Source organism: Rathayibacter sp. VKM Ac-2856 (genome assembly GCF_013205055.1).
Classification (GTDB): domain Bacteria; phylum Actinomycetota; class Actinomycetes; order Actinomycetales; family Microbacteriaceae; genus Rathayibacter.
The window spans coordinates 114,328-130,598 of sequence record NZ_JABMLF010000006.1 but is presented as its reverse complement, the minus strand read 5'-3'; the positions used below and the strand labels follow the sequence as shown (position 1 = coordinate 130,598).

The following is a 16,271-nucleotide window of genomic DNA, read 5'->3' as shown; positions in this document are numbered from 1 at the left end:
TGCGGTGGTGCTACGCCCCAAAGCCGGGGAACGAGGACGACTCGGCCGACACCGGCTGGGTGTCGAGGTCGCGGAGCTGGCCCTCGATGTAGCTCTTCAGCTTCTGGCGGTACTCGCGCTCGAAGGTGCGGAGCTCGTCGATGCGGTGCTCGACCGTCGCGCGCTCCTCCTCGAGCTTCGCGACCTGGGCGCGCTGCTTGGCCTCGGCCTCGGCGACGATGCGCGCGGCGGTGGCACGGCCCTCGGCGACGAGCGAGTCGCGCTTCTCGGCACCCTCGCGGACGTGCTCCTCGTGGAGACGGCGCGCGAGCTGCAGGAGTCCGCTGGAGCTCTCGGCCTCGTCGACCGGGGCCGACTGCGAGGCGGCGGGAGCGGAGACCGGCGCGGGAGCCGGGGTGGGCTCCGGCTCGGGCTCGGGCTCCGGCTCGGGGGCCTCGTCGACCACCGGGGCGGGGGCCGGCGCGGAGGCCACAGGGGCGTCCATCGGCCGCGAGTCCCCGGAGGAGAGGCGCTGGCGCAGCTCCTCGTTCTCCTGGTTCAGGCGGCGGAGCTCCACGACGACCTCGTCGAGGAAGTCGTCGACCTCGTCCTGGTCGTATCCCTCGCGGAACTTGGTCGGCTGGAACCGCTTATTGACAACATCTTCGGGAGTGAGCGCCATGGCTTTCCACCTTCGATTTCAAGTAGGTACACGTTCAAGAACGTTCGACTAGGGCTAGCAACGACTAAAGCTAGCAACTGGGAGCGCGCGGCGCAGTGCAGGGCACCACGGAGAACGTCCGGTCGCCGCCAACGATACAGGGAGTGCCGGTCGCGCAGGACCGCCCCCGGCCGTCAGACGCGCTGGAGCCAGGTGGCGATGTACATGCCCACGATCACGCAGAGCATGGTGAGGCTCCAGCCGAAGTCGAGGGCGATCGGGCCGATCGAGACCGGCTTGATCACGCGGCGGAAGAAGGAGATCGGCGGGTCGGTGACCGTGTAGACGGTCTCCGCCGCGACGAGTCCGACAGCGCGCGGACGCCATTCCCGGCGGATGACCCGCACGAGATCGAGGACGAAGCGCGCCCACATGGCGAAGAAGTACAGCAGGAGCACGAAGTAGAGGACGCTCGCGAAGAGCGAGATGACGGAGCTCACCGAACGACAGGGCTCCCGGGATCAGGACTTCGCGAAGAACGACGCGTCGGCGTCGCTCTCGGCGGAGGCCGAATCGCCCGCGACGGTGATGTGCGACGGGGAGAGGAGGAAGACCTTGCTGGTGACGCGCTCGATGCGGCCGTAGAGGCCCTGCGAGAGGCCGCTGGCGAAGTCGATCAGACGACGGGCGTCCGCGTCGCTCATCTGCGACAGGTTGATGATGACGGGGATGCCGTCGCGGAAGTTCTCCGCGATGACCTGCGCGTCGCGGTACTGCTTGGGGTGGACGGTGAGGATCTCGTTCATCTCAGCGTGTGCCGTCGCCTTCGGGGTCTGGGGGGTGGGCTTGCGGAGCGGGGTGACCGTCGCGCGGGGCTGCTGCGGGGCCTGCTCGACCGGCGGGACCGGCTGCACGGGCGACACCGGTGCGCGGTGCGCGGTCGCGGGAGCCGCCTCGACGGTCTCGGCACGCTCGTACTCGACCTCTTCGTCGGCGAGTCCGAGGTACACCATCGTCTTCTTCAGCGGGTTGGCCATCAGTGTCCTCCGTGTTGTCGTCTCTCCCCACAGCTGGGTCACGACGAGGCTACGGGCGGGCGGGGCGATTGCCGGTGATTGCCGATCCGATTCGCAGGTGTGTCGCGCCCTCGGCGATCGCCTCGGCGAAGTCGTGCGACATGCCGGCGGAGATCGCGGTCGCTCCGGGGTCGATCGCGCGCACCCGGTCCGAGATCGCCCGCAGGCGCGCGAACGCCGGGCGGGGCTCCTCGCCGAGCGGAGCGACGGCCATGACGCCGCGCAGGGCGAGCCCGGGGGCCGCGCGGAGCGCCTCCGCCAGCGGATCGACCTCATCCGGCGCCGCTCCCCCGCGATCGGGATCGTCGGTGAGGTTGACCTGCAGGAACACCTCGAGCGGGGTCTCCCCCGGCCCGGGCTCCCCGGCGTCGAGCAGCGGCACGAGGGCGAGCCGGTCGACCGAGTGGATCGAGTCCGCGTAGCGCCGCACCTGCCGCGCCTTCTTGCTCTGCAGCTGCCCGATGAAGTGCCAGCGCGCCGGGGTGCCGGCGAGCTCCACCGACTTCTCCTGCGCCTCCTGGTGGCGGTTCTCGCCGAAGTCGACGACGCCGAGCGCGAGGAGGTCCTGCAGGAGGGAGACGGGGTGGTACTTGGTGACCACGATCGTGGTCAGCTCGGACGGGTCGCGGCCGGCCGAGCGCGCCGCCTCGGCGACCTGCCCGGTCACCGAGGCCCAGCGCTCGGCCAGCTCGCGATCCACCACCGCGACTACTTGAGGAAGTCGGGGATGTCGAGGTCGCTCTCGTCGTCGTCGAACGACGGGTCGGCGACGGGAGCGGGCGCGGCGACCGGGGTGCTCGACCAGATCGATCCGGCGGACGGCGCGGCGACCGGGGCCGGTGCGGGCTCGCTCGACGCCTCGGCGGGCAGGCTCTGCTGCGCGCGCGGCTGCGCGACGGCCGCGGGGCCGCTCGCGCCGGGCTCGCCGCCGTCGAAGCCGGCCGCGATCACGGTGACGCGCACCTCGTCGCCGAGGGTGTCGTCGATGACCGCACCGAAGATGATGTTCGCCTCGGGGTGCACCGCCTCCTGGACCAGGCGCGCGGCGTCGTTGATCTCGAAGATGCCGAGGTTCGACCCGCCCTGGATGGAGAGCAGCACGCCGTGGGCTCCGTCGATGCTCGCCTCGAGCAGCGGGGACGCGACGGCCAGCTCGGCCGCCTTGATCGCCCTGTCCGCGCCGCGGGACGAGCCGATGCCCATCAGCGCGGAGCCGGCGCCCTGCATGACCGACTTCACGTCGGCGAAGTCGAGGTTGATCAGGCCCGGGGTGGTGATCAGGTCGGTGATGCCCTGGACACCGGCGAGGAGGACCTGGTCGGCCGTGGCGAAGGCCTCGAGCATCGAGATGCCGCGGTCGCTGATCTCGAGCAGGCGGTCGTTCGGGACGACGATGAGGGTGTCGACCTCGTTCTTGAGGGTCGCGACACCCGCCTCGGCCTGGGTCTGGCGGCGGCGGCCCTCGAAGCCGAAGGGCTTCGTGACGACACCGATGGTGAGCGCGCCGATCGACTTCGCGATCCGGGCCACGACGGGCGCGCCGCCGGTGCCGGTGCCGCCGCCCTCGCCCGCGGTGACGAAGACCATGTCGGCGCCCGCGAGCACCTCCTCGATCTCCTCCGCGTGGTCCTCGGCGGCGCGGCGGCCGACCTCGGGGTCGGCGCCGGCGCCGAGGCCGCGGGTGAGCTCGCGGCCCACGTCGAGCTTGACGTCGGCGTCGCTGAGCAGGAGCGCCTGCGCGTCGGTGTTGATCGCGATGAACTCGACGCCGCGGAGGCCGAGCTCGATCATCCGGTTGACGGCGTTGACGCCGCCACCGCCGATGCCGACGACCTTGATCACGGCGAGGTAGTTCTGGTTTGAAGTCACGAGTCCGGCCTCCGGGCTGAACCTTAAACCTGTAGTTGAGGCTTAAAGTTATGCTGAGTATGCATTTGGGGTGTGGGGTCGACGGTAGGCGGAGTGCGCGCCGCCCCGCGACAGACACGCCCGCAATCGGCAAAGAGCCGAGCGGATCCGTCCTGCGGGCCGGTCGCCGCCGTCACCGGCGGGCGACGACGGCGGCCTCGGGTGAGGACACGTCGTACGAGGCGACGGCGGCCGGATCGGTCGCGGCCATCAGCTTCTCCAGGACCACGGCCTTCAGCGCCGAGTCGTCGGAGCCGCCCCAGAGGACGACCGCGCCGTCCGCGAGCGTCAGCGAGACGTCGTCCCCGGTGGTCGCGGCCGCCGAGGCGACCTGGCCCTCGAGGGAGTCGGGCAGCGTGAGCAGCACCCGCGCCATCGCGCGGAACGCGGCTCCCGAGGCGGATCCCGTGGGCGTGGTGAGCACCGGGTAGCCCTCCTGCGCGGCGGGCGCCGTCTCGATCACCACGCCGGCCGGATCGACCAGGTCGAACTCGGCGCCGTCGGCGATCACGCCCACCGGCGTCCGCTCGATCACGCTGACGATCAGCGTGCTCGGCGGCCGCGTCTGGACCGAGTAGCTGCGCACGAGCGGATAGCTGCCGAGCACGCGCCCGACGGCCGCGCGGTCGACCAGCGTGAGGGGCACCCCGACCTGGTCGGCGAGCGACTCCTGGATCGCCTCGGCGCTCACGCGCTGCGTCCCCGTGATCTCGATCGTCTTGACGGCCATCAGCGGCGAGTAGGCGGCGACCGCCACCACGAGGGCGAGGAGGACGAGCGAGCCCGCGGTGACCAGCGCGATGGTGCGGCGCCGGCGCGCCCGCTTCGTGAACCGGCGGACCTCGCCGCGCTCGAAGCGCCGGCGCTCCCGGGCGGCCCTGGCGACGGCGCGGCCCTCCGCACCGGGCAGCGGGAGGCGGAGTCGCCGGCGCGAGGCCGCGGGGGGCTCCGTCTCCGCGGACGAGGACTTCGGAGGCTTCTCCGCCTTCCGGGCCTTCACGGGACCCTCGGACGTCCGAGTGCTCTCGGACTCCTGAGTCTTCGCGGACTCCGTGTCACCCGACTTCTCCGCCGCTGCGAACTTCTCCGCCGCGGCCGACTTCTCGGCCTTCAGCCGCTCCGCCTGCAGCTTCCCCGCGGCGCTCCTGGGCGCGGGCGGCACGCGCGGCAGCGACCGGGGCGTGAGCACGATCGGCTCGGTGGGCTGCTCGCCGCTGTCCTGGCGCGGCGCCGCGGGGCGCGCTCCGCTCGGGGGCCGCACGCCGTCCGGGCGCTTCACGCGCGCCGCCCGGAGCGTCGGAGCCGTCGGCGGGTCATCGAGCGACCGGCGCGCCCTCGCTCGCGCCGAGCGACTCGAGCAGCTGCGGGATGATCCGGTAGACGTCGCCGCAGCCGAGGGTGATCACGAAGTCGCCCTCGCGCGCGATCTCGGCCGTCCGCCGAGAGGCGGCCTGCCAGTCGGCGAGGAACGAGACGCGGGACGGGTCGGCGAACTTCTCGCTGACCAGCGCGCCGGTGACCCCGGGCTCCGGGTCCTCGCGGGCGCCGTAGACGTCGAGCACGATCGTCTCGTCGGCGTGCTGCTCCAGCGCCTCGGCGAACTCGCGCGCGAACAGCCGGGTCCGGCTGTAGAGGTGCGGCTGGTGCACCGCGATGATCCGGCCGGTGCCGACCACGGTCCTGGCGGCCGAGAGCGCCGCGGCGACCTCGGTCGGGTGGTGCGCGTAGTCGTCGTAGACGCTCACGCCGCGCACCGCGCCGTGCAGCTCGAAGCGGCGCTCGGTGCCGCCGAAGGCCGAGATCGCCTCGAGGGAGGCCGCCGGCTCGAAGCCGAGTCCGACGAGCACGGCGAAGGCGCCCGCGGCGTTGATCGCGTTGTGACGGCCCGGGATGCGCAGGCGGGTCGTGTAGCGGCGGCCCTCGTACTCGACGGTGAAGCCGACTGGGCCGACCAGCGCGAGGTCGACGACGCGGACGTCGGAGCCCTCGGCCTCGCCGAAGGTCAGCACCTTCGGCCCGTCGATCCGTCGCGTGACGCTGACGGCGCCGGGGTCGTCGGAGGAGATGACCACCAGCTCGCGCGCACCGGAGGTGAAGGTGACGAACGCCTCCTCGAACGCCTCGAGCGAGCCGTAGTGGTCGAGGTGGTCCGGGTCGACGTTCGTGACGAGCGACACCGCGGTGTCATAGAGCAGGAAGCTGCCGTCGGACTCGTCGGCCTCGACGACGAAGACCTCGCCGGAGCCCGCCGCGGACGAGGTGCCGAGGCCCTCGATGATGCCGCCGTTGACGAAGCTGGGGTCGGCGTCGAGGCCGAGCAGACCGGTGACGATCATGCCGGTCGAGGTGGTCTTGCCGTGCGCACCGGCGACGGCGACGAGGCGCTTGCCGCGGACGAGCCAGGCGAGCGCCTGCGAGCGGTGCAGCACGGGCAGCCCGCGCTCCTTCGCCAGCACGTACTCGGGGTTGTCCGGCCAGAGGGCGGAGGTGACCACGACCGCCTCGGCGTCGCCGAGGTGGGCCGCGTCGTGCCCGATGGCGACGGGGATGCCGAGCTCGCGCAGCTGCTCGATCGGGTGCGACTCGCGCACGTCGGAGCCCGTGACGCGGTGACCGGCGCGGTGGAAGAGCCGCGCGATCCCGCTCATCCCCGAGCCGCCGATGCCGATGAAGTGGACCGAGCCGAGCTCGTCGGGGACGGTGATGCCGAGGTCGGGCTTGATCACGGGGCTCTCGCTTTCGGGTGTCGGCTCGGCGGTGCGGGGTGCCGCACTCCGGGCAGAGGATCAGTGTAGGCGGACGCCGGACTCGATGAGGTCGACCAGGCGGCCGGACCCGTCGCGCACCCCGACCGACGCGGCGCGGCGGCCCATCTCCTCCCGGCGCAGCGCGTCGCCGAGCAGCGGAACGAGGTCGCTCGCGACCCAGGAGGGGGTGAACGACGCGTCCTCGACGAGGACCGCGCCGCCCGCGTCGACGACGCCGCGCGCGTTGAAGCGCTGCTCGCCGTTGCCGACCGGGTACGGGACGTAGACCGCGGGCAGCCCGAGCGCGCTGAGCTCGCTCACGGTGGCCGCGCCGGCGCGCGAGACGGCGAGGTCCGCGGCGGCGAGGGCGAGGTCCATCCGGTCGCAGTAGGCCAGGAGGTGGTAGCCGGCGACGCCCGGGTCGCCGATCTCGGCGCGGTCGCCGGTGATGTGCAGCACCTGGAAGCCGGTCGCGACGAGGGCGGCGGCGCTCGCGTGCACGGTCGCGTTGATCCGCCGGGCCCCGAGCGATCCGCCGGTGACGAGCAGCGTCGGGCGCGCGGGGTCGAGGCCGAGCGCGGTCATCGCCTCTCCGCGGACGGCCGCGCGGTCCAGCTGCGCGATCTCGCGGCGCAGCGGCATGCCGACGACCTGCGCGTTCCGCAGCGGCGTGCCCTCGAAGGCGACCCCGACGTACGGGGTGAACCGCGCGCCGAGCCGGTTCGCCAGCCCGGGCCGGGCGTTGGCCTCGTGCACGACGAACGGCACGCCGGCGCGTCGGGCCGCGAGGTAGGCGGGGGCGGCCGCGTAACCGCCGAAGCCGACGACGGCGTCGATCCGGCGCTCGCGGAGGGTGCGGACGATCCCGTCGATGGTGGAACGGAAGGCGGAGGGGAAGCGCAGGGCGGCGGCGTTCGGGCGGCGCGGGAAGGGCAGGCGCGGGATGACCGACAGCTCGTAGCCGCGCAGCGGGACCAGCCGGGCCTCGAGACCCTCGGCGGTGCCGAGGACGAGGACCTCGCCGTCCGCGTTCCGCGCGCGGATCTCGTCCGCGGTGGCGAGCAGCGGATTGACGTGGCCGGCGGTGCCCCCGCCGGCGAGCAGGTAGCGGGTCATCGGGCGGCGACCTTCCGAGCGGCGCGCGAGACGCCGTCGTTCGGGGAGGTCTGGTTGCGCGCGAAGGAGAGCACGACGCCGATGGCGAGGAGCGAGCTGAGCAGGGCGGTGCCTCCGGAGGAGATCAGCGGGAGCGGCACTCCGAGGACCGGGAGCACCCCGAGCACCACCCCGATGTTGACGAACGCCTGGCCGATCAGCCAGACCATGACGGCGCCCGTCGTGATGCGGACGAACGGGTCGGTCGAGGCGTGGATGATGCGGAAGAACGCGATCGCGAGGACGACGAAGAGGGCGAGGACCACGATCGCGCCGATCAGGCCGAGCTCCTCGCCGATGATCGCGAAGATGTAGTCGTTGTCGGCGGCGGGCAGCCAGGACCACTTGGCCTTGGAGTTGCCGAGGCCGACGCCGAAGATGCCGCCCGAGGCCATCGCCCAGGTGCCGTGCACGGGCTGCCAGCACGACGTCTCGTACTGCTCGGCGCCGGAGCAGTCGCCGAGGAAGGACATGATCCGGGTCAGGCGGTTCTCGCTCGAGACCGCGAAGAGCACGGCGCCGACGGCGCCCACCAGCACGATCGGGACGAGCACGCGCATCTGCACGTTCGCGTAGAACAGCGCGGCGAGCACGATGCCCGCGAGGATCAGCACGGTGCCGAGGTCGCCGCCGCCGAGCACCAGGCCGATCGAGCCGCCGGCGACGATGAGCACCGGCAGCAGCGCGTCCTTCCAGTCCTTCGGGTCGCGGTAGCGCCGGGCGAGCAGGAGGCCGAGCCAGAGCGCGAGCGCGAGCTTGATCACCTCGGACGGCTGCATCGTGAAGCCGCCGATCCGCAGCCAGTTCGTGTTGCCGCCGACCGACCAGCCGAGCGGCGAGAAGAGGACGAGGAGCTGGAGGAAGCAGCCGAAGCCGAGCAGGAGCGGCGTCGCCTTCTTCCAGAAGCGGACCGGGAGCCGCGAGACCACGAGCATCATCGGCACGCCGAGCAGGGCGAACCCGCCCTGGCGGAAGAAGCCGCCGAAGGAGTCGTCGCTGCTGACGTAGGAGGTGACGGACGAGGAGGAGAGCACCATCGTCAGCCCGAAGAGCACGAGGAACAGCGTGGTGCCGAAGAGCAGGAAGAAGTTGGGCGAGCCCGAGGCGAGGACCCGGGCGAGCACGATCCGCGCGGTGCGCAGGCGACCGTGCTCCCGGCCCTGGTCGCCCGCGGTCGCGTCAATGCGCGAGCGGCCCGGGGTGCGGTTCGTCGTCGGAGCGGTCATCGGCTCCCCCTCCCAGATACGTCGCCACGGCGGCCGCGAAGAAGCGGCCCCGCTCCGCGTAGTCGCGGAACTGGTCCATCGACGCCGCGGCAGGTGCGAGCAGGACGACGTCGCCCGTGCGGGCGAGCACCGCGGCGGCCTCGACGGCCGCCTGCATCACCGCCCCAGTGTCATCCGGGACCACCTCGGTCACGGGGAGGGCGGGCGCGTGTCGCCGGAATGCCTCGAGGACGTCCGCGCGGTCCGTGCCGATCACCACGGCGCCCCGGAGGCGCTCGACGTGGGCGGCGACCAGCGCGTCGATGTCGACGCCCTTCAGCAGCCCGCCGACGAGCCAGACCACGGACGGGTAGGCCCGGAGCGAGGCGTCCGCGGCGTGCGGATTGGTCGCCTTGGAGTCGTCGACCCAGACCACTCCGGAGCTCTCCGCGACCACCTGGATGCGGTGCGCGTCGAGCTCGAAGGTCGCGAGCGCGCGGCGGACGGCGCCGGGCTCGATCCCGCAGGCCCGCGAGAGCGCCGCGGCCGCGAGCACGTTCTGCACGATGTGCGGGGCCGCGAGCCCGCGGGCGGCGAGCTCGTCGACGGTGGCGATCTCGATGGCGCTGGTCGCGCGGTCCTCGAGGAAGGCGCGATCGCAGAGGATCCCGTCCACGATGCCGAAGTCGCTCGGCCCGGGCACCCCGAGGCCGAAGCCGATCGCGCGGGCGCCCTCGATCACCTCGGCGTCGAGGACCATCTGCTCGGTGACGGCGTCGGCGCGGTTGTAGACGCAGGCCACCCGGGTGTTCGCGTAGACCTTCGCCTTCGCGTCGCGGTAGGCCGCGGCCGTGCCGTGCCAGTCGAGGTGGTCGTCGGCGAGGTTGAGGCAGGTGCTGGCGAGCGGCTCGATCCGGCCGAGGTAGTGCAGCTGGTAGCTCGAGAGCTCGACCACCAGGACGTCGAAGCCCTGGGGATCGCGGACGGCGTCGAGCACCGGCACGCCGATGTTGCCGCACGGCGCGGCTCGGAGCCCACCCGCCACGAGCATCGTCGCGGTGAGCTGCACCGTCGTCGTCTTGCCGTTGGTGCCGGTGACCAGCACCCAGTCGGCCGGAGTCCCGTCGGCCCGGACGACCTTGTCGCGCACGCGCCAGGCGAGCTCCACGTCGCCCCAGAGGGTGATGCCCGAGTCCCCCGCCCAGCGGACGATCGGGTGCGTCGGGCGGAAGCCGGGCGACACCACGACGAGCTCGGGCGCGAACGCGGCGAGCTCCTCCGGCACGCTGTCGAGCGAGTCGGCGCGGTGCAGGCGCGCGCCGATCACCTCGAGCAGGCGCTCCCGCTCCTCGTCGGCGCGGTCGGCCAGCACGAGCACCTCGGCGCCCAGCTCGGTCAGCGTGTCGGCGACGGAGAAGCCGGTGACGCCGAGACCGAGCACGGCGACGCGGAGACCGCGCCAGTCGGCGTGCCAGCTGGTCAGCGACTCGGGGCGGGCGGACGAGGCGGGATCGGTCATGCCAGGGAGAGCCATTCGAGGTAGAAGAGCCCGACGCCGGCCGCGACGAAGATGCCGGCGATGATCCAGAAGCGGACCACCACCGTGATCTCGGCCCAGCCCTTGAGCTCGAAGTGGTGATGGAGGGGGCTCATCAGGAAGATGCGCTTGCCCCGGGTGAGCTTGAAGTAGATCCGCTGCACGATCACCGAGCCGGTGACGATGACGAACAGGCCGCCGATCAGGATGACGAGCAGCTCGGTGCGGGTGAGGATCGCGAGGGCCGCGAGCGCGCCGCCGAGGCCGAGCGAGCCGGTGTCGCCCATGAAGATCTGCGCCGGCGAGGTGTTCCACCAGAGGAAGCCCACGAGTGCGCCCGAGATCGCCGCCGCGATGATCGCGAGGTCGAACGGATCGCTGACCTGGTAGCACTTGTCGGCCACCTCGGGGTTCAGCTGCGCGTCGAAGCACCACTGGTTCGACTGCCAGAAGCCGATGATGACGTAGGAGCCGATCGCGAGGATCGAGGAGCCGGTCGCGAGGCCGTCGAGGCCGTCCGCCACGTTCACGCCGTTCGACGTGCTGGTGACGATGACGCAGATCCAGAGGACGAACAGCCCGATGCCGATCCAGCCGAGGGTCGCGAAGTCGAACGGCAGATCGCGGATGAACGAGATCGACGTCGACGCCGGCGTCAGGCCGTTGGAGTCGCGGACCATGATCGCGATGACCGCGAAGGCCGCCGCGACGATGATCTGCCCGGCGATCTTCGCCCAACCCCCGAGGCCGAGGCTGCGCTGGTTGCGGGTCTTCAGGAAGTCGTCGATGAAGCCGACGAAGCCGAGCCCCACCATCATGAACAGCACCAGGAGCGCCGACGGCGCCAGCGCCCGGTTGCCGAAGAGCATGCCGAGGAAGTAGCCCGCCACGGTGGCGATGATGATGACGATGCCGCCCATCGTCGCCGTGCCGTGCTTGACGTGGTGCGACTTCGGCCCGTCCTCGCGGATGAACTGGCCCCACTGCAGACGGTGGAACAGCCGGATGAACAGCGGCGTCAGCAGCAGTGTGAACGCGCCGGAGAAGGCTCCGGCCAGAAGGAGTGCTCTCATCGGTGGCGCTCTCCCAGTCGGTCGCCGAGGAATCGCAGCCCGGCGGAGTTGGACGACTTCACCAGGACGGTGTCGCCGCTCCTCAGATAGCCCTCGAGGACCTCGTAGGCCTCGTCGGCGGTCTCGACGAAGACGGACTCGCCGCTCCACGAGCCCTCGCGCTCGGCGGCGACGTGGATCCGGCGCGCTCGCGCTCCGACCACGACGATCTGGGCGATGTTGAGCCGGACGGCGAGCAGGCCCACGCGGTCGTGCTCCTCGTCGGCCCACTCCCCCAGCTCGCTCATCTCGCCGAGGACGGCGACGGTGCGGCCCTCCGGCTTCCTGATCTGAGCGAGGGTCCGCAGCGCTGCCGCGGTGGAGTCGGGGCTCGCGTTGTAGGCGTCGTTGACGATCGTGACGTCGGGCCCGCCGAGCACCTGCATGCGCCAGCGCTCCGCGAGCGTGACGGTGCCGAGGGCCTCGATGATCGCGTCGAGCGGGACGCCGACCGACAGCGCCGCGGCGGTCGCGGCCAGGGCGTTCATCACGTGGTGCTCGCCGAGGACGCGGAGGAAGAGCTCCGCGCGGGCGGCCTCGCGACCCTCGCCGGCCCGGACCTCGATCACGAAGCGGGTGCCCTCGGCCGTCGGCTCGACGTCGACGGCGCGGACGTCAGCCTCCTCGCCGTGGCCGAACCACAGCACCCGGGCGTCGGTCCTGGCCTGCATCGAGGCGACCCGGCCGTCATCGGCGTTCAGCACCGCGACGTCGTCCGCCGTCAGGTCGGCGACCATCTCGGTCTTGGCCTCGAGCGTGCGCTCGATGCCGCCGAACTCGCCGGCGTGCGCGAGGCCGACGGCGAGGACGATCCCGACGTCGGGCTTCGCCATCCGGACGAGGCGGCGGATCTCGCCGACCGCGCTCGCGCCCATCTCCGCCACCAGGAAGCGGGTCGACTCGGACACCTGCAGCATCGTGATCGGCGCGCCGACCTCGTTGTTGAACGACCCGCGCGGGGCAACGGTCTCGCCCCGGCGCTCGAGGATCGTGCGGAGCATGTTCTTCGTGGTCGTCTTGCCGTTCGAGCCGGTGACGCCGAGCACGGTGAGGTTCCCGAGGGCGCGCACGCGGCGGACCACCTCGGTCGCGAGGGCGCCGAGCGCCTCGACGGAGTCGTCGACGAGCACCTGCGGCACGTCCAGGTCGAGCGGGCGCTCCACGATGAGGAGGGCGGCCCCGCGCTCGACGGCGACGGGCGCGAAGAGGTGCCCGTCGGTGTGCTCGCCGCGCTTGGCGACGAAGATCCCGCCGGGCGCGATCTCGCGCGAGTCGGTCTCGGTCGCGCCGTCGACGACGGTCGAGGCGTTCGCGGACGAGCCGGCGAGGTGGAGGCGCCCGGAAACGGCCTCGGCGATCTCGGTGAGGGTGAGGGCGATCATCTACAGCCAGCCCGCCTCGCGCAGAGCCTGCCGGACGTCGTCTCTGGCCGAATACGGCATGTGCACTCCTGCAATCTCCTGATAGTCCTCGTGGCCGGGTCCGGCGTAGAGGATCGCATCGCCCTCGTCCGCGAGGGCGACGGCCGCCCGCACGGCGGCCCGCGGATCGGGGATCTCGTGGATCTCCCGGCCCGGCACGGCCTCGGTCGCCGCGCCGACGAGGACGGCGCGGATCGCCGCCGGGTCCTCCCAGCGCGGGTGGAAGTCGGTCACGATCACGACGTCGGACAGCTCGGCGGCGATGCGCCCCATGTCCGCGCGCTTCGTGGGGTCGCGGTCGCCGTCGGCGCCGAAGACCATGATCAGCCGACCCGGCGTGAGCGCGCGCAGCGCCTCGAGGGCGTTCGAGAACGCGTCCGGGGTGTGGCCGTAGTCGACGTAGAAGCGCGGGCCGCGATCACCCGAGACGCGCTCGGCGCGACCGGGGATGTAGACGTCGAGCGCGCCCTCCTCGAGAGCGTGCGCGATGGCCTCGAGGTCGAAGCCCGACTCGACGAGCATCACGATCGCCAGCGCCGCGTTCGCCGCCATGTACCAGCCGATCAGCGGGATGCCGACGACGACCGAGCGGTTCTCCGGTCCGTCCAGGCGGAAGGTCGTCCCGTCGGCGGTGCCCTCGACCACGGTCATCGACCAGTCCGCGGGGGTCGTCGGCGCGACGCCGACGACGGGCGAGCTGGCGAGGGTCGTCACCGGGATGCGGCTGCGCTCGACGAGCTCCCGGCCCCAGCTGCTGTCCACCGTCACGACGCCGCGGCGCGCGCGGTCCGGTCCGAACAGGTCGGCCTTCGCCTCGAAGTAGTGCTCCATGTCGGTGTAGTCGTCGAGGTGGTCGTGCGTGAGATTGGTGAACCCGACGACGTCGAAGACGATGCCGTCGATCCGGTGGCGGGTGAGCGCCTGCGCGGACACCTCGATCGAGACCGCGCGCACCGCCGCCTCGCGCATCCGCGCCAGCAGGGCGTGCAGCTCGCTCGCCTCGGGAGTGGTCAGCGCGCTCACGACCGCGAGGTCGCCGATGCGGCGCTCGGCGGTGGAGCTCAGTCCGGAGACGACGCCGAGACGGCGCAGCAGGGCGTCGAGGAGGTAGACCACGCTCGTCTTGCCGTTGGTCCCGGTCACGCCGAACAGCGTCGGGGCGTCCTCGCGGGTGCGGTGGATCCACGCGGCGACGTCGCCGAGAGCGGCGCGGGGGTCGGGGGTGACCAGCACGGGCAGCCCGCCGGCGGCCGCGAGATCGGCGCCCTCGGGATCGGTGAGCACCGCGACGGCGCCGGACGAGGCGGCGTCGGCCGCGAAGGAAGCGCCGTGCGCCCGCCGGCCGGCGACGCCGACGTAGAGGTCGCCCGGCTCGACGCAGCGCGAGTCGAGGGTGACCCCGCTGACCTCGACACCCTCGACGCCGCGGACGGGTCCGAGCGCGAACTCGGCGACCAGCTGCGAGAGCGAGCGGGGCGCCGGATGCTCGGGCCGGAGGGAGGTCTGCGGGCGAGTGTCGTGCAATGCCCGCTCTTTCTCTCGTGCTGGTGCTGTGGTCCGGTGGTCGGGGGGTGTCGTCGGCGGCCGTAGGGCCTGCGGTCGTGTCGTCAGTGCTCGCGCCCTCGGTGGTCGTGCCCGCCGCGCGGCGGTCACCACGTGGTGGGGTACTCCACCGGCGGGACCGTGGACGGCTCCACGCGGTTGGTCTTGAGCACCTGGGTCATGACCTGCTGGAACACGGGGGCCGTCGCCTGGGACGTGTTCATCTTAACCGGATCGGCGATGGTGACCGTCACGACGTACTCCGGGTCCTCCGCGGGGGCGAGGCCGGCCAGCGAGACGGTGTAGCTCGACGAGTAGCCGCCGTTGCCGTCCGGCTGCTGCGCCGTGCCGGTCTTGGTGGCGATGTTGTAGCCGTCGACGTGGATGTCGTTCGCCAGCCAGCCCTCGTTGTAGTGGGTCTGCAGCATGTCGACGACGCTCTTCGCTGCTCCGGAGGAGACCACCGGGGTCCCGGTGCTGTCGGGCACGTCGATGACGGAGCCGTCGGGCGTGGTGCAGCCCTCGACCAGCTGCGCGGGCAGGCGCACTCCCCCGTTGCCGAGGGTCTGGTAGATCCCCGCCACCTGGACGGCGGTGGCCGAGACGCCCTGGCCGAACATCGTCGTGTAGTTGGTCTGGTTGTCCCAGTCGGCGGCGTCGGCGAGGAGGCCGCCCGACTCGCCGGGGAAGCCGACGGCCGTCGAGGCGCCCAGCCCGAACTTCTTCAGGTAGTCGTAGCGCTGCGAGGCGGAGAGCTTGGAGCCCATCAGCGCGATGCCGACGTTCGAGGAGTCCTTGAGGATGCCGGTCAGCGTGTAGTTGGTCGGCGTGTGCGCGAAGTCGTCGCTGAACGAGGCGCCGTCCTTCTCGAAGGTGTCGGGGACGACGATCTGGCTGGTCGGCGTGGCGAGGCCCTGGTCGATCAGCATCGCCGCGGTCATCGGCTTGAAGGTCGAGCCGGGCTCGAAGGGGCTCTGGAAGGCGCGCGAGCCGCGGTCGGCCGCGGCGCTGGCCGAGACGTTGTTCGGATCGACCGTCGGCGTCTCCGCGACGGTCAGGAGCTTGCCGGTCTTGACCTCCTGCACCACGACGATCCCGTAGCTGCCGCCCACCTCGGCGACCCGCTGGGCGAGCACCTGCTGCGAGTAGTACTGCAGGTCGGCGTCGATGGTGAGCTCGAGCTTCCCGCCGTCGACCGCGGGCGTCTCCGCCACGGTGCTGCCGGGGATGCGGACGAAGTCGGCGCTGCGCTCGTAGCTCTCGGAGCCGTTGGCGCCGGCGAGGCAGGCGTTCTCGGCGTACTCCATGCCCTCCTGGGCCGCGCCGTCGCCGCCCACGTAGCCGACCAGGTTGCCGGCGACCGCGCCGTTCGGGTATGTCCGGCCCTGCTGCGTCTCGAAGTAGGTCCACGGGATGTCGAGCGCGACGAGCTTCTGGTACGCCTCGAGATCCAGGCTTTCGGAGAGGATCAGGTAGTTCGCCTTCGGGTCCTTGGCGACCGCGTCGTTCACCGCCGTCACGATCTGCTCGACGCTCTGGCCGGTGATCGCGCCGATCTCGGAGGCGGCCTGCTCGACGCTCACGACGACGTCCTGGCCGTCGGGCATCTCGCGGAGGAACTGCGCCACGTTCTTCGGCGAGGTCGTCAGCCGGTAGCGGGTGGTGGCGTCGGCCAGAACCGTGCCGGAGCGGTCCACGATCGACCCGCGGGTGCCGTAGGTGACCACGCTGTTCGACTGGTTCTGCGCCGCCTCGTCGGTCAGCTCGTTCGCGCGGACGACCTGGATGTCGACCAGCTTGCCGATGAAGAGGCCGACGACGGCGGCGATGACGAGGAAGGTGACGGCGGTGCGTCGCCTGCTCGAGCGGTGGTGTCTCACGGCGGCGGGGCCCTTCGGTGCGTGGTCGGAGCGGCTCGGTGCCTCGGT

At 72.1% G+C, this 16,271-nt stretch carries 14 protein-coding genes; all 14 read right to left on the bottom strand.

From position 1 onward, the window contains the following. Positions 1–10: 10 nt before the first annotated feature. Positions 11–661 carry a DivIVA domain-containing protein gene (locus tag HQQ82_RS17820; protein WP_173235426.1) on the bottom strand — a complete coding sequence of 217 codons (651 nt, stop codon included), beginning with the start codon at positions 659–661 and terminating at the stop codon, positions 11–13. A gap of 173 nt (positions 662–834) precedes the next feature. After that, a complete protein-coding gene (locus tag HQQ82_RS17815; protein WP_367948004.1) occupies positions 835–1,140 on the bottom strand; it encodes a YggT family protein in 306 nt (101 codons plus the stop codon). A gap of 21 nt (positions 1,141–1,161) precedes the next feature. Next, the gene (locus HQQ82_RS17810; RefSeq protein ID WP_173235424.1) at positions 1,162–1,677 is read right to left on the bottom strand and encodes a cell division protein SepF; all 516 of its coding nucleotides are present in this window, start codon (positions 1,675–1,677) and stop codon (positions 1,162–1,164) included. A gap of 49 nt (positions 1,678–1,726) precedes the next feature. Beyond that, on the bottom strand, positions 1,727–2,419 hold the full coding sequence (locus HQQ82_RS17805; protein ID WP_367948003.1) for a YggS family pyridoxal phosphate-dependent enzyme: 693 nt from the start codon (positions 2,417–2,419) through the stop codon (positions 1,727–1,729). A gap of 5 nt (positions 2,420–2,424) precedes the next feature. After that, a complete protein-coding gene (gene ftsZ / locus HQQ82_RS17800; protein WP_173235422.1) occupies positions 2,425–3,585 on the bottom strand; it encodes a cell division protein FtsZ in 1,161 nt (386 codons plus the stop codon). A gap of 172 nt (positions 3,586–3,757) precedes the next feature. Continuing rightward, positions 3,758–4,903, bottom strand: a complete 1,146-nt coding sequence (locus HQQ82_RS20690) for an FtsQ-type POTRA domain-containing protein (RefSeq protein ID WP_173235420.1) — start codon at positions 4,901–4,903, stop codon at positions 3,758–3,760. Positions 4,904–4,937: 34 nt separating this feature from the next. Continuing rightward, positions 4,938–6,350 carry a UDP-N-acetylmuramate--L-alanine ligase gene (gene murC, locus HQQ82_RS17790; protein ID WP_173235418.1) on the bottom strand — a complete coding sequence of 471 codons (1,413 nt, stop codon included), beginning with the start codon at positions 6,348–6,350 and terminating at the stop codon, positions 4,938–4,940. 60 nt (positions 6,351–6,410) lie between these two features. Further along, complete coding sequence (murG, locus tag HQQ82_RS17785) at positions 6,411–7,487, bottom strand: undecaprenyldiphospho-muramoylpentapeptide beta-N-acetylglucosaminyltransferase (protein WP_173235416.1); 1,077 nt, start codon at positions 7,485–7,487, stop codon at positions 6,411–6,413. Beyond that, a complete protein-coding gene (ftsW, locus tag HQQ82_RS17780; RefSeq protein ID WP_173235414.1) occupies positions 7,484–8,752 on the bottom strand; it encodes a putative lipid II flippase FtsW in 1,269 nt (422 codons plus the stop codon). The genes murG and ftsW overlap by 4 nt, the downstream gene beginning before the upstream one ends. After that, a complete protein-coding gene (gene murD / locus HQQ82_RS17775; RefSeq protein ID WP_173235412.1) occupies positions 8,706–10,250 on the bottom strand; it encodes a UDP-N-acetylmuramoyl-L-alanine--D-glutamate ligase in 1,545 nt (514 codons plus the stop codon). The genes ftsW and murD overlap by 47 nt, the downstream gene beginning before the upstream one ends. Beyond that, on the bottom strand, positions 10,247–11,341 hold the full coding sequence (gene mraY, locus HQQ82_RS17770; protein ID WP_159984465.1) for a phospho-N-acetylmuramoyl-pentapeptide-transferase: 1,095 nt from the start codon (positions 11,339–11,341) through the stop codon (positions 10,247–10,249). Before mraY ends, murD begins: the two co-directional genes overlap by 4 nt. Further along, positions 11,338–12,762 (bottom strand): UDP-N-acetylmuramoyl-tripeptide--D-alanyl-D-alanine ligase, encoded by a 1,425-nt coding sequence (gene murF, locus HQQ82_RS17765; RefSeq protein ID WP_173235411.1) that lies wholly within the window; start codon positions 12,760–12,762, stop codon positions 11,338–11,340. Before murF ends, mraY begins: the two co-directional genes overlap by 4 nt. Beyond that, complete coding sequence (locus HQQ82_RS17760) at positions 12,763–14,325, bottom strand: Mur ligase family protein (RefSeq protein WP_173235409.1); 1,563 nt, start codon at positions 14,323–14,325, stop codon at positions 12,763–12,765. It lies immediately after the preceding gene. 125 nt (positions 14,326–14,450) lie between these two features. Continuing rightward, entirely contained in the window at positions 14,451–16,223 is a 1,773-nt protein-coding gene (locus HQQ82_RS17755; RefSeq protein ID WP_367948002.1) for a peptidoglycan D,D-transpeptidase FtsI family protein, read from the bottom strand. Positions 16,224–16,271 lie beyond the last annotated feature (48 nt).

Bases quoted from the DNA above. Each gene is read 5' to 3' on its own strand.
- HQQ82_RS17820 (WP_173235426.1), bottom strand. From the start codon at position 661: ATGGCGCTCACTCCCGAAGATGTTGTCAATAAGCGGTTCCAGCCGACC.
- HQQ82_RS17810 (WP_173235424.1), bottom strand. From the start codon at position 1,677: ATGGCCAACCCGCTGAAGAAGACGATGGTGTACCTCGGACTCGCCGAC.
- murG (WP_173235416.1), bottom strand. From the start codon at position 7,487: ATGACCCGCTACCTGCTCGCCGGCGGGGGCACCGCCGGCCACGTCAAT.
- ftsW (WP_173235414.1), bottom strand. From the start codon at position 8,752: ATGACCGCTCCGACGACGAACCGCACCCCGGGCCGCTCGCGCATTGAC.
- murD (WP_173235412.1), bottom strand. From the start codon at position 10,250: ATGACCGATCCCGCCTCGTCCGCCCGCCCCGAGTCGCTGACCAGCTGG.
- mraY (WP_159984465.1), bottom strand. From the start codon at position 11,341: ATGAGAGCACTCCTTCTGGCCGGAGCCTTCTCCGGCGCGTTCACACTG.
- murF (WP_173235411.1), bottom strand. From the start codon at position 12,762: ATGATCGCCCTCACCCTCACCGAGATCGCCGAGGCCGTTTCCGGGCGC.